Below are 17,840 nucleotides of genomic sequence, written 5' to 3'. Positions count from 1 at the left end.
CGTCGGTCGGCGCGCTGTCAGGCGATCGGGTTGGCCGGTCCCGTCGGCGGGCTGATCTCCGGCACGCCCGGATCGTTGACGGGGATCTCGGGCGGCTGGATGCCCGGCGCCTCCGCCGGGGTGTTCCCGGGGATCTCCGGTCCGGGCGGCTGCGTCGGGGCCTGCGGCGGATCGTAGGGGCGGTCCGGCACCGGCGTCGGCTGCGGCGGCACCTCGGGGACCTGCCCCGGGTCGGCGAGGGTGTAGTCGGGCACCGTTATCCTCCGCGAGACCGACGGTGCTCAGCGGCACCGGTCCGGCGGAAACAGAGTGCGGCCGATCCGGTTCCGGAGCGCTACTTCTTCGTCAGCAGGAGGTTCCCCTCCTTGCTCGCCACCTTCTGGATCTTCTCGGCGAACAGGGCGAGGAGGAACGGCAGCTTCACCTCGAGGCGGACGCTCTCCGCGCCCACGTCGATCGTGCCGGCGATCTTCTGTGCCACCGCCGAGACGCCGAAATCGAGGCGGTCCCCCGTCCAGGCCAGCTGGTCCACCGTGATGCCGCTCTTGGCCAGGAAGGCGCGCGCCTGATCCGTGCCGTGCTCCAGGCGCCGCTTGGCCTCGTCGCGGCCGAGGTCGTGCGGGATGTCGACGATGAGGGGCTTGGGCATGGGCGGGTGATCCGAGCTGAACCCGGCAGCAGATGGTGCGTCCGGGCCCGGCAGACAACGCCCCGGAGGCCGCTCCGCCCGCGCGGGGCGGGAGCGGACCGGGACGTGCGAGGCCCGGGTGGGCTCAGTGAACGACCTGCAGCGACACGTAGGTCGTGCCGCCCATGCCGAGGGCGCGGGCGGAGCCGCGCGACAGATCGATGATCCGGCCGCGCACGAAGGGGCCGCGGTCGTTGATGCGAACGACGACCGAGCGGCCGGTCCGCTTGTTCTCGACGCGGACCCGGGTCCCGAACGGCAGGCTGCGATGGGCGGCGGTCAGTCCGTTGGGGTTGAAACGCTCGCCGTTGGCGGTGCGATGGCCGCTCCCGTACCAGGAGGCCGCTCCGCTCTGCGCGGCGGCCGGGAGGCTTGTTCCGACGACGGTGGACAGCATTCCGAGTGAGACAACGAGCTTACCGAAACCAAACGACATTCTCGACGCATTCCCTTTGTTGTTGTCGGGGCGGCGCCAGTCGTGTCGGAAATCGGCCGGAATATGGCAGGCATTTTCCGGCTGTTCGCGCCACATTTTAGCCGATTTCGTGCTGGTCATCCCGATTACATAAGGGCTTATTTCAGTTTGTTTCCGCTCTTGTTGCGGGTGATGCATTGACGCGTTGTTCCGCGTATTCGCGAAGAACTGTCCATGTCGGCCGGCATCCGCCAGAATTAGGATGAATTTCTCAAGTCCTGCGCCGGGTGTGACCCTGCGTCCCGCTGAGGGGGAAGCGGGCCCGGTCGGACCCCCGCTCGCCGCGATGATTGTCGTGTGCGGCCGGTTCCGAAGGACTGGCCGACGCGGCCGCGCCGAAACCGCGCAGATAGAGTGTTGTCGCACCGTTCCGGGGACGCGGCGATGCCGCGTAACGGTTGCTTAATCTGTCGGTGAATTGTCCGAGAGTCCGGTCGGCAAAATCTGCAGCCCCAGAACGGGACGCGCCGGACGCGAAAACGACAACGTGACCTTTACCGTACCCGGCGCATGGTCTGCCGGTCAGTCGCGTAACCGGTGTTTGCCATGGCTTCCCCGCGTACCGTGGCTGCCGACGCCGTCGCCCGGAAACAGGTCTCGCGTGCCGGGCGGCCCGCGTCGGCGCCACGGATGGGTCTCGTACCCGCCCAGCGTTCCCTACCCCTCGACCAGGTTCTCGTCGGGGACTGCATCGCGGCCATGAACGCCCTGCCGGCGTCGAGCGTCGACTGCGTGTTCGCCGATCCGCCCTACAATCTTCAGCTCGGCGACGCCGGCCTCCTGCGCCCGGACCAGAGTCGCGTCGACGCGGTCGACGACGACTGGGATAAGTTCGCGACCTTCGAGGCCTACGACACCTTCACCCGGGACTGGCTCGCCGCCTGCCGCCGCGTGATGAAGCCGAACGCGACCCTCTGGGTGATCGGTTCGTACCACAACATCTTCCGGGTCGGGAGCGCGTTGCAGGATCTCGGTTACTGGATCCTCAACGACATCGTCTGGCGCAAGGCCAACCCGATGCCGAACTTCCGCGGCAAGCGCTTCACCAACGCCCACGAGACCCTGATCTGGGCCTCGCGCTCGGCCGATGCGAAGGGCTACACCTTCCATTACGAGGTTCTGAAGGGGGGCAACGAGGACCTCCAGATGCGCTCGGACTGGTTCATCCCCCTCTGCACCGGCGAGGAGAGGCTGAAGGACGCGGAGGGCCGCAAGGTCCACCCGACCCAGAAGCCCGAGGCCCTGCTCGCCCGGACGCTGCTCGCCGCGACCAATCCCGGCGACGTCGTGCTCGACCCGTTCTTCGGCACCGGCACGACGGGCGCCGTCGCCAAGCGCCTCGGCCGCCGCTTCATCGGCATCGAGCGCGAGGCGACCTACGCCGAGGCGGCCCGGGACCGAATCGCCGCCGTGGAGCCGCTGTCGAAGGCCGCCCTGATGGTGGCGCCGACCAAGCGCGCCGAGCCGCGGGTGCCGTTCCTGTCGGTGATCGAGGCGGGCCACATCCGCCCCGGCGAGACCGTGACCGACGAGCGCCGCCGGTTCCGCGCCACGGTGCGCCCGGACGGCCAGCTCGACAACGGCCTCGTGATCGGCTCGATCCACAAGATCGGCGCGCTGGTGCAGGGCCTCCCGGCCTGCAACGGCTGGACCTTCTGGCACGTCGAGCGCGGCGGCAAACCGGTGGTGATCGACACCTACCGGGCGGCCCTGCGGCAGGCGATGGCCAACGGCTGACACGCCGCAGTCCTCGCGAGTGCAGCGAAGCGATTCAGTCGGCGCGACGATCTCGGATGTCGCGCTGCCCTGGGTCGCCTCGCTGCGCTCGCGATGACGGTCGGCTACCGCTTCCGGGCCGGCCCCGACCGCCGGGCCGACGATCGGGCACGCACCGAAGCCACGGGTTGCTCGACCTCGCCTTCGAACAGTTCGTCCGTCTCCTGCGGCGGCGCCGGCGGCGCCTTCGGCTGGGGCTTCGGGACGGCGCGCACGCGCGGGCGCGGCTCGGGATCCGGCATCGAGACCGGCGCCTCCATCGCCGCCAGCAGCGGCATCGGCGGGGGTTCCTTCCTGGGGCGCCCGCGCGGCTTCTTCTCCGGCTCCGGCTTCGGGTCGAAGGCGTGGGCCAGGACCTTGCGCATGAGGCCGGGCAGCGGCTCGTCGTCGAGGGCGCTGCGCGGCGTGAAGCGCGTGCCGGCGGGGGCCGGCGTCGCCAGCGCGACGCGGGCCACGAAGACCGTCAGCTCCAGGGGGAAATGCGTGAAGCCGTGGCGGACGAGCCCCGGGAGGCGCTTCCACCGCGCGTCGAGGGGCGCGTCCAGCAGGGCGGCGGCGACGTCGTAATCCGGCTCCCAGGCGCTCCCCGGCGGCTCGGCCATGTTGCCGAGCAGACCCTCGGGCGGGCGCGTCCGCAGCAGAACCGCCTCGTCGCCGCTGCGGATCGCCACGAAGGCGGCGCCGCGGCGGAGGGCCCCCTTGGCGACCCTGACCTTGCGCGGGAAGGTCTCCTGCGTGCCGAGCGACCGGGCACGGCAGGGCGCCATCCACGGGCAGAGCGCGCAGGCGGGGCGCTTCGGCGTGCAGATCGTCGCGCCGAGATCCATGAGCGCCTGGGCGAAGTCGCCCGGCCTGTCCTGCGGCACGAGCGCCTGCGTGAGGCGCCGGATCTCCGGCCGGCTGCCCGGGAGCGGGGCCTCCACCGCGTAGGCCCGGCTCAGGACCCGCTCGACATTGCCGTCGACGGCGGCCTCTGGCCGGTCGAACGCGATCGCGGCGATCGCGCCGGCCGTGTAGGCGCCGATTCCCGGGAGCTTGCGCAGGCCCTCGGCGGTGTCGGGGAACCGGCCGCCGGCCGCCGCCACCGCCTTCGCGCAGGCGTGGAGATTGCGGGCGCGGGAGTAGTAGCCGAGGCCGGCCCAGGCCGCCATCACCGCCTCCTCGGGGGCGTCGGCCAGGGCGAAGATGTCGGGGAAGCGCGTCAGGAAGCGCTCGAAATACGGCCGCACCGCCGCGATGGTGGTCTGCTGCAGCATCACCTCGGACAGCCAGACCCGGTAGGGATCTGGCACCGCGCCGGCGAGCGCGCGCCAGGGCAGCACCCGCCGATGCCGGTCGTACCAGGCGAGCAGGTCGTCGGCGCGCGGTCCGGGACCGGCTTCGGGATCCGTGGATGTGCGAGGCGGCATGGGCAGGTCGGGAGGGGTCGCGCTGCATAGCCGGAGCGCCGCGGCGATCATAGGGCGGCGAAAGCGCCGGCGCGTGCTCCCTTCGTCAACCATCCTGCGCTAACCTCCGCGGATCCACGGGGCCGGAACCACCATGGCGCGCGTCAAACCGCTGGCCGAACTGATCGAGAGTTGCATCGGGCCGGCCTTCGCGGCGCAGGGATTCGCCTCGACCGACATCCTGGCTGCCTGGCCGGAGATCGTCGGCGAGCGGCTGGCCCGCTACTGCCGCCCGTCAAAGCTGGAATGGCCGAAGCGCCGCCGGAGCGAGTCCGCCACGCCCGAATCCGGCACGCTGGTCGTGCGCGTCGAGGGCGTCTTCGCGCTCGAGTTGCAGCATCTCGCGCCGGTGGTGATCCAGCGGATCAACGCCCATTACGGTTGGGCCTGCGTCTCCCGGATCGTCCTCCAGCAGGACCGGGTCGGGCGCGGCGGCCGGGCCCCCGCGCGTGCCCGCGTCGATCCGGCCGCCGCCGTCGAGGTGCAGCGCGCCGTGGCGGGGATCGCCGATGACGGCCTGCGCGCCGCCCTCGACCGCCTTGGCACCGCCGCGGTGGCGACCCGCCCGGAGCGGTGAACGGTCGATTCGGTCACCTTGCCAGGACGGTCGCGCCCGAGTACCGGCATCCGGACGCCACGACTGATCAATCCGGCGGAGCCTGCCCGATGACGACGCGACGCGACGCTCTCAAGTTCTCCGGCCTCGCCCTCGGCGCCGGCCTCGCCCTGCCGTATCTCGGGCGGCCCGCCCGGGCGCAGAATGCCGAGATGGCGGCCCTGCTGCAGCCGGGCCCCCTCGGCGACGTCTGGCTCGGCCCGGCGGACGCCAAGTGCACGATCATCGAGTACGCCTCGATGACCTGCTCGCACTGCGCGGCCTTCCACCGGACCACGTGGCCGACCCTCAAGGAGCGCTACATCGACACCGGCAAGGTGCGGTTCACGCTGCGCGAATTCCCCCTCGACCCGCTGGCCACCGCGGCCTTCATGCTCGCGCGCTGCCAGGGCGACTCCAAGTACTACCCGATCACCGATCTGCTGTTCGACCAGCAGCCGGCCTGGGCCTTCACGCCGAAGCCCGTGGACGCCCTGGAGCAGATGCTCCGGCAGGCGGGCTACAACAAACAGATTTTCGAGGCCTGCCTGAAGGACCAGAAGATCTACAGCGCGGTCAACGCCGTGAAGCAGCGCGGCCTCGACGTCTTCAAAGTGGATTCGACCCCGACCTTCTTCATCAACGGCGAGCGCTACACCGGCGAGATGACGGTCGAGGGCATGGAGAAGGTGATCAAGCCGATCATCGGCGCCTGATCGAGCGGCCGGAGCCTCGCGCGCGGTGCGGCTCCGGCACCGCGCTCCAAGTTGGAATACCAAATCAAAATCAATTACTTACGGCGTACGGGGTTCGCCTTGACACTCAAGATAGGCGAAACTATGGTGCGCCCCGCTTGCTGGGGGTGTCCAGCCGGTTCCACAGCCTCCCGCCCGATGAGTTTTGAGCCGTGAACGGCGACGATCCGAGGGACGGGAAAGGGGCCGAGCAGACGCCGACGGACAGCGAACTCTCCGCGAGGCTCAGACGTCTCGAGACGCAGATCGAACGGAAGCGGCCGCAGGCTGCTCCCGGTCATTCCACGCGCCCTCGGGACGGCGGGCCATCCTCGCTGGGCCAGGCCATGACGCTCTCCACGGAGTTCGTCGCGGGCGTGATCGCGGGGGGCATACTCGGCTGGATCGTCGATCATGTCTTCGGGACGAAGCCCTGGGGCCTGATCGTCCTCCTGATGCTGGGGTTCGTCGCGGGGGTCTACAACGTGATGCGGGTGTCGGGTTTCGCCGGCGCGCGTCCGGGACGGCGCGATCGGCAGGAGCCATAAGGCGCGCCGGTCAGTGGGGAATGTGGGGCGGCCGACACCCGTCGGCGCGCCGGACAAGAAGGGCGGAAGCGGGAATGGCGGTCACGATCGACCCGATCCATCAGTTCGAGCTGAAGCCGCTCGTTTCGCTGGGCCATATCGGCCACCAGCAGCTCGCGTTCACGCAGTCGGCCCTCTACATGTTCGCCGCCGTCGGTGTGATCGCGCTCATCACGATAGTGGCGACCGCGTCCCGCTCGGTCGTCCCGGGCCGCATGCAGGCGCTGGCCGAGATCTTCTACGAATTCATCGCCGACACCGTGCACCAGGCTACGGGCGACGGCGGCAAGCGGTTCATGCCGCTCGTGTTCTCGCTGTTCATGTTCGTGCTCATCCTGAACCTGTTCGGGATGATCCCCTACGCCTTCGCGGTGACCAGCCACCTGATCATCACCTTCGGCCTCGCCGCGCTCGTGATCTCCACCGTGGTGATCTTTGGCGTGATGAAGCACGGCACCCACTTCTTCGGCCTGTTCGTGCCGTCGGGCGTGCCGAAGCCGCTCCTCGCGATCCTGGTGCCGATCGAGGTGATCTCGTTCATCTCGCGCCCGATCAGCCTGTCGGTCCGTCTGTTCGCCAACATGCTGGCCGGCCACATCGCGATGAAGATCTTCGCGTTCTTCGTGGTCCAGCTTCTTCTCGCGGGCGCCTGGAGCGTGCTATCGCCGCTCCCGCTGTTCCTGACGATCGCGCTGACCGCTCTCGAGTTCCTCGTTGCGGCGCTTCAGGCCTACGTCTTCGCGACGCTGACGGCGATCTACCTCAACGACGCCCTTCACCCCGGCCACTGATCGGCCGGCTCCACCCGCCGCAAACGTCACTGCACGTTTCGATCTGTAGAGACCTCAGGAGTTACCATGGATCCCGTCGCTGCGAAGTACATCGGCGCCGGCCTCGCCTGCCTCGGCATGGCGGGTGCGGGCATCGGCCTCGGCAACCTGTTCGGTCAGTTCCTCGCCGGCGCCCTTCGCAACCCGTCCGCGGCCGACGGCCAGCGCGCCACCCTGCTCCTGGGCTTCGCCCTCACCGAGGCGCTCGGCATCTTCTCGCTGCTGATCGCGCTGCTGCTGCTCTTCGCCGTCTGATCGGCGCCGGAGCCCGCGGTCCCCGCGGTCTCCTCCCGGGCTCCGGCCCGATGAACGGGTGGACGCTCCCGCGACGGGGCGTCCGCCTTCGTCCGTCACCGCGCCGGCGGTGGCCTCAGCGAACGGTGTCAGTGTAGCGGTCTCATGGCGCAGCCCAATCCCCTCACCACGCCGCCCCCGGGCGCCGACACGCAGGTCGTGCCGGGCCATGTCGAGCATACGGAAGCGCATTCCGGCGCCTTCCCGCCCTTCGAGACCTCGGGCTTCCTGGCGCAGCTGATCTGGCTCGCCCTGGCCTTCGGGCTCCTCTACTACCTGATGGACAAGATCGCGCTGCCGCGGATCCAGTCGATCCTGCACGCCCGCGCCGAGCGCCTGCGTGCCGACTTGGATCAGGCGCAGGCGATGAAGGCCGAGGCGGACGCCGCCGGCGTGGCCTTCGAGACCGCCCTCCGGGACGCCCAGGGCAAGGCGCGCGACATCGCGCAGACCACCCGGAACGAGCTGGCCGCCGAGGCTGAGACCAAGCGCAAGGCGCTGGAGGACGAGCTGAACGCCAAGCTCGCAGCCTCCGAGGCCACGATCCGCACGCGGACCGAGGCCGCCATGGGCAACGTCCGCTCGATCGCGGGCGAGGCCGCGTCGGCCATCGTCGAGCGTCTGACCGGGCAGGCCCCGGACCGGACGAGCCTCGACCGCGCCCTCGACGCCACCGCACACTGACGGGATCCCACGATGCTGCTCGAAGCCGAATTCTGGGTCGCCGTCGCGTTCGTCATCTTCATGGGCATCGCCTGGAAGGCCGGCGCCTTCTCGACGATGCTCAAGGGCCTGGACGGCCGCGCCAACCGCGTCCGCCACGAGCTCGACGAGGCCAAGCGCCTGCGCGAGGAGGCCGCCGCCGTCCTGGCCGACTACAAGCGCCGCCGCGCCGAGGCCGAGAAGGAGGCCGAGTCGATCGTCGCCGGTGCCCGCGAGGAGGCTAAGCGCGCCGCCGAGGAGGGTCACCGCAAGCTGGACGACTTCCTGGCCCGCCGGACCAAGGCCGCCGAGACCAAGATCGCCCAGGCCGAGGCCCAGGCCGAGGCTCAGGTCCGCGCCGCCGCCGCGGAGGCCGCCGTGAAGGTCTCGGAGACGATCCTGCGCGAGCGGATGCAGGGCGACGCCGCCCAGAACCTGATCCGCGCGAGCCTCGGCGAGGTCCGGACCCGCATGCGCTCCTGATCCGGACGCAGCGGCGCGCCGTTCGAGAAAGCCGCCCCCGGGCGGCTTTTTTCATGGTCGACGGCCCCCTGTCGGCGCGCGCGCGGCGACGCGATCCCGGCGGGCGCTGGATCGGGGACGGGCCGCGCACGGAGCGCGTCCGACGCCGGGCGGAATCGGCGCTCCGCCGCGAACATCGAGGCCGCGACCGGCGTTCCCGACCCGTGCGGATGCGGAGACGTCATGGCGGGCAGACCACGGATTGTGATCGTCGGCGGCGGCGTCGCCGGGATCGAGGTGGCGACCAGCCTCGGACGCGGCGGTCGGGCCGACGTGACCCTCGCCGATCGCAGCCTCTCGCACGTCTGGAAGCCGATGCTGCACACCTTCGCGGCCGGCACGGCGCGGGCCGACCGGCAGAAGGTGGACTTCTTCGCCCAGGCGCGCCGCAACGGCTTCCGCTTCCAGCCCGGCGCCCTCGTGGGCATCGACCGGCGGGCCGGGCGCGTGCGGCTCGCGGTCGAGGCCGCCGCGGGTCTCCCTGAGGTGGAGCGCGCCTACGACCTGCTGGTGCTCGCCATCGGCAGCCGCGCCAACGATTTCGGCACGCCCGGCGTGGCCGAGCATTGCCTGACCATCGACGACCTCACCGAGGCCGAGCACTTCCACGAGCAACTGCGGTGCCATCTCCTGGCCCGGCTCGACGGTGGCGGCCCGCTGCAGATCGCGATCGTGGGCGGTGGCGCGACCGGCGTCGAGCTGGCCGCCGAGCTCAAGCACGCCATCAACCTCCTCGCGGCCTACGGCTCGCCCGACCTGCCGGGTCGCCTGCGCCTGACGCTGATCGAGAGCGGGCCGCGCCTGCTGCCGGCCTTTCCGGACAGGGTGTCCCGTGCCGCCGCCCGCACGCTGTCGGACCTCGCCGTGGAGGTCCGGACCGGCGCGACGGTGACGGCGGCGGACGCGGACGGCTTCGCTTTGAAGGACGGCAGCCGCGTCCCGGCCGCGCTGAAGGTCTGGGCGGCCGGCGTGAAGGCGCCGGACGTGCTCGCCGGCCTCGACGGCCTGGAGCGCTCGCGGACCGGGCAGCTCGTGGTCCGCCCGGACCTGCGCACCACCGGGGATCCGGCCATCATCGCCCTCGGCGACTGCGCCAGCCTCACCGATCCCCGGACCGGCCGACCCGTTCCCGCGACCGCGCAGGCCGCCCGCCAGGAGGCGCAGCACCTCGCGCGCCATCTCGGCCGGGCGCTGGCCCGCGGGGATGCGCGGGCCGCGGACCTGCCGCCGTTCCACTATGTCGAGAAGGGCGCGATCGTCTCGCTGGCCGACTTCAACGGCTGGGGCACCCTCGGCCGCTACACGTTCGGCGGCGGGCGCCTGAACGGGCTCTCGGCGCGGCTGACGCACGACCTGCTGTACCGGCAGCACCAGATCGGGCTCTACGGCCCGCTGCGCGGGACCCTGACCTGGGTGCTCGACGACCTCGACCACCTGATCAGCCCGCCGGTGCGGCTCGACTGAGGCGGCCGGCGCGGATCCCACGTCCGCGCCGTCAGTCCGGGCGCTCGCCCTCCACCGCCTTGGTCTCCTCGACCTCGGGCGCGACCTGCCCGTAGTTCAGCACCGCCACCAGCGTCACGCCGCCGAAGGTGTTGCCGAGGAGGGTCGGCAGGAAAAACCTCACCGCGTAGTCGTGCAGCGACGCCGCGCCCGTGACCACGAGGTAGAAGGCCTCGACGGAGCCGGCCACGATGTGGGCGAGGCTGCAGAGCGCCACCAGCCACGTCATCAGGAGAATCACGAACGGCGCCGCGCTGGCGGTCGCCGGCAGGAACCAGACCATCAGGGCGATCATCCACCCGGCGAAGACGGCCTTGACGAACGTCGCCCAGAAGCCGTGCGCGACGGCGTCGTGGCTGATCTCCGCGAAGGCCTTGAGGACCGGCGGCTCGAAGGCACCCGAATAGGCCAGCAGCGCCGCGATCGCGAGCGTGCCCAGGATGTTGCCCGACAGCACGATCATCCAGAGCCTGACGACGCGGAGCGCCGTCTTCACGGAGCGGTCGTGCAGGAGCGGCAGGATCGGCGTGATGGTGTTCTCGGTGAAGAGCTGCTGGCGCCCGAGGACGACGACCAGGAACCCGACCGCGTAACCCATCGAGCTGACGATCTTGGCCCAGTCGGTTTCCGGCAGGTGGCTCCGCAGGACGCCCGGCACGATCAGCGACAGGGCGATGCTGAGCCCGGCCGCGAAGGCCGAGAGGAACAGCGCGAGGCCGTGGCGGCGCAGCTCCTCGTCGCCCTCCAGCCGGATGACCTCGTGGAGGACGTAGGCGTCGGGCCGGCCGATCTCGGACACTTCCTTCAGCAGCTCGTCGCGGCGCGCCTCGGGATCCGCCCGCTTGTCCTTGTCCCGCACCATCCGACAGCTCCGCTACGCAACACGATCGATCGGATAGGGCCGGTCAGGCCGAGAGCCGCGCCAGCAGGGCCTCGACGGCGCCGCGCGCCTCGGCGAGGGCGTCGGCGTCCCGACTTCGCACGACGATCCGGTTGCGGAAGCCCTCCGGCGTGATCGCCGGGTACGAGCCGATCGAGACGGCGGGCCGCGCCTTCGCGATCTCGCCGAGGCCGCCCGCGTAGGTGCCTTCCGGCAGGCCGGCCGCCTCGATCGTCTCGGACAGCATCGCGGCGCCGCCCGTCAGCGTGGGGGCGACCGAGTCCAGCATGGCCTGCATGATGCTGGGCACGCCGGCCATCACGTGGACGTTGCCGATGCGGAAGCCCGGTGCCTTCGAGACGGGATTGGCGATCAGGTCGGCGCCGAACGGGATCCGCGCCATGCGCAGGCGGGCCTCGTTGAGATCCTCGGGCTTGTGCCGCTCCAGCAGCATCGCCCGGGCGCGCTCGTCGACGTCGATGCCGACCCCGAAGGCCTCGGCCACGCAATCGGCGGTGATGTCGTCGTGGGTCGGGCCGATCCCGCCCGTGGTGAACAGGTAGGTGTAGCGGGTGCGCAGGGCGTTGACCGCCTCGACGATCATGGCGGCCTCGTCGGGCACGATCCGCACCTCGCGCAGGTCGATCCCGGCGGCGGTGAGGAAGTCGGCGATGGTGCCGATGTTCTTGTCCTTGGTGCGACCCGAGAGGATCTCATCGCCGATGACGAGGATCGCGGCGGTGACGGATTCGGAAGGCTGGCTCATGGAACTCTGGCGTCGGGCGGGTCCTGCAGGCAGATAGCGCGACCGCGGCTCCCGACTACGTGAACCCCGAGGACCCCATGCAGTTCGCCGCGCCGCTGGTGCCGGGACGGCTCGTGCAGCGCTACAAGCGCTTCCTCGCCGATATCGACACCGACGACGGCCGCGTCACCGTCCACTGCCCCAACCCCGGAGCCATGCTCGGGCTGAGCACGCCGGGCGCCCGCGTGCTGCTGTCGCGCTCGTCCAACCCGGCGCGCAAGCTGCCGCTCACCTGGGAGCTGGTGGAGGCCGACCTCCCCGGCGGGGCGCAGTGGGTCGGCATCAACACGATGCGGCCGAACGCGCTCGTCGCCGAGGCCTTCCGGGCCGGCGCGATCGCCGCGCTCCGCGGCCACGACGCGCTGAGGCCCGAGGTGCGCTACGCCGCGGCCAGCCGGGTCGATTTCCTCGCGAGCGGCGCGGGGGCCGGGCCCTGCCACGTCGAGGTCAAGAACTGCCACCTGATGCGGCGGCCGGGTCTGGCCGAGTTCCCGGACTGCACGGCGGCCCGCAGCGCCCGGCACATGCGGGACCTCGCCCAGGTCGTGGCCGAGGGTGGAAGCGCGCTGGTGGTCATCGTCGTGCAGATGCGGGCCGAGGCCTTCGACGTCGCCCGGGACATCGATCCCGCCTTCGACCGGGCGTTCCGGGAGGCGCGCGCGGCGGGCGTGGCGGTCCGCGCCTATCGCTGCGCCGTGGGGCCGGAGGGCGTCGCCATCGCCGCGGAGATCCCGGTGATCACGCCGCCCTGACGGCGTCGCGCTCGAACATCAGGTTCAGCCGCGAGCGCGCGATCTCGCGGTAGCCGTGGCCGGCCAGGTGCTGGAGCAGGTCGAGCTGCCACTGGCCGGTGCCGTTCTCGAGAAGCAGGATCCGCGGCAGCAGGGCGTCGGGCGCCTCGCGGAGGAACGGCTCCAGGATCAGGTCCTCGGCGCCCTCGACGTCGAGCTTGATGGCGTCGACCCGGGTCAGGCCCTCGCTGCGCAGCAGGTCGAGCAGCGTCACCGCCGGCACGGTGATCCGCGCGCCCTCGTTGGTGCCGACGATCCGCAGGCTCGACTCGCCGCGGTTGCGCGGGTCGATGAACAGGGTCAGCTCGCCGGCCTTGTCGGCCACCGCGCAGGCGACCGCCTTGACGGTGTGGAAGGGGTTCTGGGCGATGTTGTAGGTCAGGCGGTCGAACACGTCGGGCTGCGGCTCGACCGCGACGATCCGCGCGCCCGGGCCCGAGAAGGCGGCCACGCAGAGCGCGTAGGCGCCGACATTGGCGCCGATGTCGAGGAACACGCAGTCCCGCGGCAGGCGCTCCTGCAGCAGCGCCCGCTCCTCCGGGTCGAAGAACTGCGGGGTGAACAGCACCTTCTTCTCGCAGTTGTTGTTGTACGGGTGCAGCCGCATCCGCGCGCCGTAGCGGGTCACGTCGAGGGGCTTGCCCCCCAGGCGCGCGATGGCGATCCGGCGCAGGAACAGCGCGAGGCGCCGCCCGTACCACGACTCGGCCGGGATCCGGTTCGTGCGGCGGGTGATCGCCGCCACGAGACCGGACGGTTCATAGGTGCCGTAGGGCTGCGTGTCCGTCATGACCGGGGCGGTTTGCCAGCCGGCGCCGCCGCCCGCAAGCGGATCGATCCGCGTTGCTCCGGCGCGCCCGGGTGGTCTAAGCCGTGGCCGAGCTTGATGAACACAGGTTGCGCGGCATGGAGACCTTCAATTCCGACGGCGTGCGGATCGCCTATATCGACGTCCCGCCGGCGGACGGTCCGGGCAAGCCGATCCTGCTGATCCACGGTTTCGCGTCGAACCACGCGGTCAACTGGGTCAACACCCAGTGGGTGAAGGCCCTGACCCAGGCCGGCTACCGGGCGATCGCGCTGGACAATCGCGGCCACGGCGAGAGCGAGAAGCTCTACGACCCGGCCGCCTACAGCTCCGAGGCGATGGCCGGCGACGCGATCCGGCTCCTCGACCATCTCGGCATCGCGCGGGCCCATATCATGGGCTACTCGATGGGCGGGCGGATCACCGCCCACATCGCGCTGGACCACGCGGACCGGGTGCGCTCGGCCCTGATCGGCGGCCTCGGGATGCACCTGATCGAGGGCAAGGGCCTGCCGTCCGGCATCGCCGAGGCGCTGGAGGCGCCGGCCGGGACGCCCGCGCCCAACCCCACGGCGGCGGCCTTCCGGATGTTCGCCGAGCAGACCCGGAGCGACCTGCGGGCGCTGGCCGCCTGCATGCGCGGCTCCCGTCAGACGCTGAGCCGTGCGGAGCTCGCGCAGATCGAGGTGCCGGTCCTGGTCTCGGTCGGGACCCTCGACACGGTCGCGGGCTCGGGCCCCGGTCTCGCCGCCCTGATCCCGGACGCCCGGGCCCTCGAGATCGAGGGCAAGGACCACTCCACGGCGGTCGGCGCCAAGCCGCACCGGGACGGCGTGCTGGCCTTCCTGGCCGCGCAGCCCTAGCCCTCAGCTCTTCAGCCGGTAGCCCGTGCGGAAGATGTAGGTCACGAGGCCGAGGCAGATCACCAGGAACAGCGCGGTCATGCCCAGGCTGATCGCGATGTTCACGTCGGCCTTGCCGAAGAACGCCCAGCGGAAGCCGCTGATCAGGTACACGACCGGGTTCAGCAGGCTCACGGCGTGCCAGAACGGCGGCAGCATGCCGATCGCGTAGAAGCTGCCGCCCAGGAAGGTGAGCGGGGTCACCACGAGGAGCGGGACCAGCTGCAGCTTCTCGAACCCGTCCGCCCACAGCCCGATGACGAAGCCGAACAGGCTGAACGTCACCGCGGTGAGCAGCAGGAAGGCGATCATCCAGAGCGGATGGTCGATCCGCAGCGGCACGAACAGGGCCGAGGTCGCCAGGATGATCAGCCCGATCAGGATCGACTTGGAGGCCGCCGCGCCGACGAAGCCCAGCACCACCTCCAGCGGCGAGATCGGCGCCGACAGGATCTCGTAGATCGTGCCGGCGAAGCGCGGGAAGTAGATGCCGAACGAGGCGTTCGAGATGCTCTGCGTCAGCAGCGAGAGCATGATCAGGCCGGGCACGATGAACAGCCCGTAGGGCACGTCGTCGACCGCCGAGACCCGGGAGCCGATCGCCGCGCCGAAGACCACGAAGTACAGGGTCGTCGAGATGACCGGGGCCAGGATGCTCTGCCCGGCGGTGCGCCAGAAGCGGGCCATCTCGAACAGGTAGATGGCCCGGACCGCAGGCCAGTTCATGCTGAACGCCGCGCTCATGCCTGTGCCCTCTCCTCGCGCACGAGGCCCACGAAGATGTCCTCCAGGGAGCTCTGCTCGGTGTGGAGGTCCTTGAAGCGGATGCCCGCCGCCGCCAGACCGGTCAGGAGCCCGGTGATCCCGGTGCGCTCGGCGCGGGTGTCGTAGGTGTAGACCAGCTCGGTCCCCTCCCCGCCGAGGGCGAGGCCGTAATCGGCGAGTTCCGGCGGCACCGCGGCGATCGGCTGCTGGAGGTGCAGCGTCAGCTGCTTCCGGCCGAGCTTGCGCATCAGCGCGGCCTTCTCCTCCACCAGGATGATCTCGCCCCGGCGGATCACGCCGATGCGGTCGGCCATCTCCTCGGCCTCCTCGATGTAGTGGGTGGTGAGGATGACGGTGACGCCCTGCTGGCGCAGGTCGCGCACGAGACGCCACATGTCCTGCCGCAGCTCGACGTCGACGCCCGCGGTGGGCTCGTCGAGGAACAGCACCCGGGGCTCGTGCGACAGCGCCTTGGCGATGAGCACCCGCCGCTTCATGCCGCCCGACAGGGTCATCAGCCGGCTGTCGCGCTTGTCCCAGAGGGAGAGCGCCCGGAGGATCCGCTCGATATGCCCGGGATCCGGCCGCAGCCCGAACAGGCCGCGGGAGAAGCTCACGGTGTTCAGCACCGTCTCGAACGCGTCGGTGGTGAGTTCCTGCGGGACCAGACCGATCGCGCGGCGCGCGGCGCGGTAATCCGCCGCGATATCGTGGCCGTCGACCAGAACGGTCCCCGAACTCGCGGTGACGATGCCGCAGACGATGTTGATGAGTGTCGACTTCCCCGCCCCGTTCGGTCCGAGCAGGGCGAAGATCTCGCCGCGCTCGATGGCGAGGTCGATGTCGCGCAGGGCGGTGAAGCCGGACGTGTAGGTCTTCGAGAGTTTCGAGATGGAGATGATCGGCATCAGGGCCTAGCGCGAGCGGGGCATGCACGGGGCCGGCAGCCAGGGTTCCGGCACCGGACACGCGGTGGGCCGGCCGAGCGAGACGCCTCCGGCGGCGGCCGCCCTATAGCACGGTGCCCGTGCGGCGCTGACCGAACCCGTGTGCGCCACCGCACCGCGAGGACGCCCGCGGCTCAGGTCCGGCTGTAGCGCTCCGCCAGAGCCAGGCATTCCCTTCGCAGATCCGGATCGTCGATGCGCGAGAAGGCGGTCAGCAGGGCAGCGCATTCCGCGGCGCTCGGGCCGCGGGCCGCCGAAGTCCCCGTCGGTCTGCGGAAGATCGAGACCGGGATGCTCAGCGCGTCGGCGATCTGGCGAAGCAGCACGTCCCGCTCGTGAGCAGATTTCGCCCTGCCGTCGAGATCGAAGCCGCCCGCGTCCGTCATGATCTCTTCGAAACCAGTTCTTCAGCCGAGCTCGGATGCACGGGATGCCCAACAGACGCCGTTCGTGCGGCGCGCGGCACGACCATCCACACTTTCCCGGCGGGTGCAACCTACCGTTATGGTTTCATCGCGGTGACGCCGTCCCACGCTGAACCCTCGGGCCGCCCCCTTGAAGTGAGATGTTGTGCCGATCGACTGCAATCGGCGACGTCGGTACGGCCTCCGTGCCGGTTTTCCTCGTAGGAATACAATTGCCGGTGGCAGGGTTCCGGCTCTAGCCCGCTCGCCGAAGCGTGATCAGCGCGGCGAGCCCGACGAGGGTCGCGGCGCCGAGGATCCGGCGCCAGGGATTCACGCCGCGCAGGAGTTCGTCGGCCGCCCACCAGGCCAGCGCGAGGTCGGCTCCGATGGACAGCCAGGCGGCCGGCAACCATAGGGAGAGCGGCCCGCTGTCCTGGGCCAGCCACGCCGCGAGGCTGAGGCCCGCGAACAGCCAGAGCGGCAGGTTCGGCCACTGCGCGACGGTGATCGCGCCAGTGGTCCGGTCGCGAAACATCCAGTCGACGGCTCGATGGACGGTTGTGCGCGGACGTGGAGACATGCCTCGAACCTTCGTGCGCTCCGGCCGGCCCCTGACGTGCCGCTTCGCCGGGTCGGAATGGGCCGACGGCCCCGGACGGGGCCTTAACACATCGGTAACGTTAGCAAAGGGAAACCGTCGGTAAATCCCTAACGGATCCTGAAAGGACTCGCGAAAGATTCGTTAATCTGGTGATCATCGATCATCGGAACGGCGGCTAACCCGCCGAACATCGAGGATCGATCATGAGCGCCCGTCTCGAAGACCTGAAGTTCATGCTGACGCTCAGCGCCGTGGTCCTGTTCGGCAGCGGCCTCGACATCATCCTGCGCTGATCGCGTCGGCCAGCCCGGCCCGCGGGGCCGCGCCGCCGGGCATGAAGGCGCGTCCGAGCGCCGCGCGGGCAGCCGACGGCTTGGCCGCCGAAGCGTCGCCGCGGGTGGCCGTGTACGGAACGGCGATCGCGCGCGCGGCGGCGTCCGCGGGTCGGCGCGTCCCGGCGAGGTCGAATGTCGGGATCTGTCCGGAGCGAAGGAAGCTCCGCAACTCCGCGACCCGCGCCCGGCGCTCCGTCCGCATCCTGAGCAGGGCGATCGCGAGGCCGACCAGCCCGGCTGCCTCCAGAAACGCCGCGACCACGTAGCCCGCCGCCATCCGCGTCCACCAACCGTATCGAGGGATCGGCCGCTCTCGCGGCGGCCGCCCCCGCTCTGCGGGGTCATGGTTAGCGGGATCTTAACGGCTACGTAGATCGCCGCAGATCGCGCGGTGATCGGCGCTCGACCCCCGCATCGCGCATGCGGCGCGAGTCTTTCCCACGCA

The 17,840-nt window shown here is 70.7% G+C and carries 23 protein-coding genes; 11 read left to right on the top strand and 12 right to left on the bottom strand.

Going from position 1 to position 17,840, the window contains the following annotated elements; translation table 11 throughout:
- Positions 1–17: 17 nt before the first annotated feature.
- The 3 genes from ACLBXO_RS19740 to ACLBXO_RS19730 form a co-directional block, all read right to left on the bottom strand.
- A complete protein-coding gene (locus ACLBXO_RS19740; protein ID WP_331315058.1) occupies positions 18–254 on the bottom strand; it encodes a hypothetical protein in 237 nt (78 codons plus the stop codon).
- Positions 255–334: 80 nt separating this feature from the next.
- Positions 335–649 carry a polyhydroxyalkanoic acid system family protein gene (locus ACLBXO_RS19735; RefSeq protein ID WP_012317725.1) on the bottom strand — a complete coding sequence of 105 codons (315 nt, stop codon included), beginning with the start codon at positions 647–649 and terminating at the stop codon, positions 335–337.
- 124 nt (positions 650–773) lie between these two features.
- Positions 774–1,124 (bottom strand): septal ring lytic transglycosylase RlpA family protein, encoded by a 351-nt coding sequence (locus ACLBXO_RS19730; protein ID WP_012317724.1) that lies wholly within the window; start codon positions 1,122–1,124, stop codon positions 774–776.
- 585 nt (positions 1,125–1,709) lie between these two features.
- Between ACLBXO_RS19730 and ACLBXO_RS19725 the strand changes: the two genes are divergently transcribed.
- Entirely contained in the window at positions 1,710–2,900 is a 1,191-nt protein-coding gene (locus ACLBXO_RS19725; protein ID WP_447686401.1) for a DNA methyltransferase, read from the top strand.
- Positions 2,901–3,004: 104 nt separating this feature from the next.
- On the opposite strand, the gene mutY is transcribed toward ACLBXO_RS19725, so the two are convergent.
- Positions 3,005–4,348 carry an A/G-specific adenine glycosylase gene (mutY, locus tag ACLBXO_RS19720; RefSeq protein ID WP_331315061.1) on the bottom strand — a complete coding sequence of 448 codons (1,344 nt, stop codon included), beginning with the start codon at positions 4,346–4,348 and terminating at the stop codon, positions 3,005–3,007.
- Positions 4,349–4,481: 133 nt separating this feature from the next.
- Here mutY and ACLBXO_RS19715 point away from each other — a divergent pair, with 133 nt between their 5' ends.
- The 8 genes from ACLBXO_RS19715 (at position 4,482) to ACLBXO_RS19680 (ending at position 10,115) form a co-directional block, all read left to right on the top strand.
- Complete coding sequence (locus tag ACLBXO_RS19715) at positions 4,482–4,964, top strand: DUF721 domain-containing protein (protein ID WP_331315063.1); 483 nt, start codon at positions 4,482–4,484, stop codon at positions 4,962–4,964.
- A gap of 89 nt (positions 4,965–5,053) precedes the next feature.
- On the top strand, positions 5,054–5,698 hold the full coding sequence (locus ACLBXO_RS19710) for a DsbA family protein (RefSeq protein WP_447686400.1): 645 nt from the start codon (positions 5,054–5,056) through the stop codon (positions 5,696–5,698).
- 191 nt (positions 5,699–5,889) lie between these two features.
- A complete protein-coding gene (locus ACLBXO_RS19705) occupies positions 5,890–6,264 on the top strand; it encodes an AtpZ/AtpI family protein (RefSeq protein ID WP_331315066.1) in 375 nt (124 codons plus the stop codon).
- A gap of 74 nt (positions 6,265–6,338) precedes the next feature.
- Positions 6,339–7,094 (top strand): F0F1 ATP synthase subunit A, encoded by a 756-nt coding sequence (locus ACLBXO_RS19700; RefSeq protein ID WP_447686399.1) that lies wholly within the window; start codon positions 6,339–6,341, stop codon positions 7,092–7,094.
- 66 nt (positions 7,095–7,160) lie between these two features.
- Positions 7,161–7,388, top strand: coding sequence for a F0F1 ATP synthase subunit C (locus ACLBXO_RS19695; protein ID WP_007566773.1), 228 nt, complete (start codon positions 7,161–7,163; stop codon positions 7,386–7,388).
- A gap of 144 nt (positions 7,389–7,532) precedes the next feature.
- Positions 7,533–8,111 (top strand): F0F1 ATP synthase subunit B family protein, encoded by a 579-nt coding sequence (locus ACLBXO_RS19690; protein ID WP_331315069.1) that lies wholly within the window; start codon positions 7,533–7,535, stop codon positions 8,109–8,111.
- Positions 8,112–8,126: 15 nt separating this feature from the next.
- Positions 8,127–8,612 carry a F0F1 ATP synthase subunit B family protein gene (locus ACLBXO_RS19685; protein ID WP_331315249.1) on the top strand — a complete coding sequence of 162 codons (486 nt, stop codon included), beginning with the start codon at positions 8,127–8,129 and terminating at the stop codon, positions 8,610–8,612.
- Between the two features lie 222 nt (positions 8,613–8,834).
- Positions 8,835–10,115 carry an NAD(P)/FAD-dependent oxidoreductase gene (locus ACLBXO_RS19680; RefSeq protein WP_447686398.1) on the top strand — a complete coding sequence of 427 codons (1,281 nt, stop codon included), beginning with the start codon at positions 8,835–8,837 and terminating at the stop codon, positions 10,113–10,115.
- 31 nt (positions 10,116–10,146) lie between these two features.
- Here the strand turns inward: ACLBXO_RS19680 and ACLBXO_RS19675 are convergent, their stop codons facing one another.
- A complete protein-coding gene (locus ACLBXO_RS19675; protein WP_331315072.1) occupies positions 10,147–11,016 on the bottom strand; it encodes a formate/nitrite transporter family protein in 870 nt (289 codons plus the stop codon).
- Between the two features lie 43 nt (positions 11,017–11,059).
- A complete protein-coding gene (locus ACLBXO_RS19670; protein WP_331315073.1) occupies positions 11,060–11,800 on the bottom strand; it encodes a competence/damage-inducible protein A in 741 nt (246 codons plus the stop codon).
- Between the two features lie 77 nt (positions 11,801–11,877).
- Here ACLBXO_RS19670 and sfsA point away from each other — a divergent pair, with 77 nt between their 5' ends.
- Positions 11,878–12,591 (top strand): DNA/RNA nuclease SfsA, encoded by a 714-nt coding sequence (sfsA, locus tag ACLBXO_RS19665; protein ID WP_447686397.1) that lies wholly within the window; start codon positions 11,878–11,880, stop codon positions 12,589–12,591.
- On the opposite strand, the gene ACLBXO_RS19660 is transcribed toward sfsA, so the two are convergent.
- On the bottom strand, positions 12,578–13,420 hold the full coding sequence (locus ACLBXO_RS19660; protein WP_447686396.1) for an FkbM family methyltransferase: 843 nt from the start codon (positions 13,418–13,420) through the stop codon (positions 12,578–12,580). The two genes, sfsA and ACLBXO_RS19660, sit on opposite strands and share 14 nt — an antisense overlap.
- A 116-nt stretch (positions 13,421–13,536) precedes the next feature.
- On the opposite strand from ACLBXO_RS19660, the gene ACLBXO_RS19655 reads away from it, so the two are divergent.
- Positions 13,537–14,301: an alpha/beta fold hydrolase gene (locus ACLBXO_RS19655; RefSeq protein WP_447686395.1), complete on the top strand. Its 765-nt coding sequence runs from the start codon at positions 13,537–13,539 to the stop codon at positions 14,299–14,301.
- A 3-nt stretch (positions 14,302–14,304) separates the two neighbouring features.
- On the opposite strand, the gene ACLBXO_RS19650 is transcribed toward ACLBXO_RS19655, so the two are convergent.
- From ACLBXO_RS19650 to ACLBXO_RS19630, 5 genes are all read right to left on the bottom strand, one after another.
- Positions 14,305–15,066 (bottom strand): ABC transporter permease, encoded by a 762-nt coding sequence (locus ACLBXO_RS19650; protein ID WP_447686414.1) that lies wholly within the window; start codon positions 15,064–15,066, stop codon positions 14,305–14,307.
- A gap of 14 nt (positions 15,067–15,080) precedes the next feature.
- Positions 15,081–16,016: an ABC transporter ATP-binding protein gene (locus tag ACLBXO_RS19645; RefSeq protein WP_447686413.1), complete on the bottom strand. Its 936-nt coding sequence runs from the start codon at positions 16,014–16,016 to the stop codon at positions 15,081–15,083.
- Positions 16,017–16,186: 170 nt separating this feature from the next.
- Positions 16,187–16,438 carry a hypothetical protein gene (locus ACLBXO_RS19640; protein ID WP_331315079.1) on the bottom strand — a complete coding sequence of 84 codons (252 nt, stop codon included), beginning with the start codon at positions 16,436–16,438 and terminating at the stop codon, positions 16,187–16,189.
- A gap of 274 nt (positions 16,439–16,712) precedes the next feature.
- Positions 16,713–16,994 carry a hypothetical protein gene (locus ACLBXO_RS19635; RefSeq protein WP_447686394.1) on the bottom strand — a complete coding sequence of 94 codons (282 nt, stop codon included), beginning with the start codon at positions 16,992–16,994 and terminating at the stop codon, positions 16,713–16,715.
- A gap of 345 nt (positions 16,995–17,339) precedes the next feature.
- Positions 17,340–17,672 (bottom strand): hypothetical protein, encoded by a 333-nt coding sequence (locus tag ACLBXO_RS19630; protein ID WP_331315083.1) that lies wholly within the window; start codon positions 17,670–17,672, stop codon positions 17,340–17,342.
- Positions 17,673–17,840 lie beyond the last annotated feature (168 nt).

The sequence above is a fragment of the Methylobacterium sp. C33D genome (assembly GCF_053345825.1).
The sequence above is the reverse complement of the archived record's forward strand: the minus strand, read 5'-3'. Positions and strand labels throughout refer to the sequence as shown.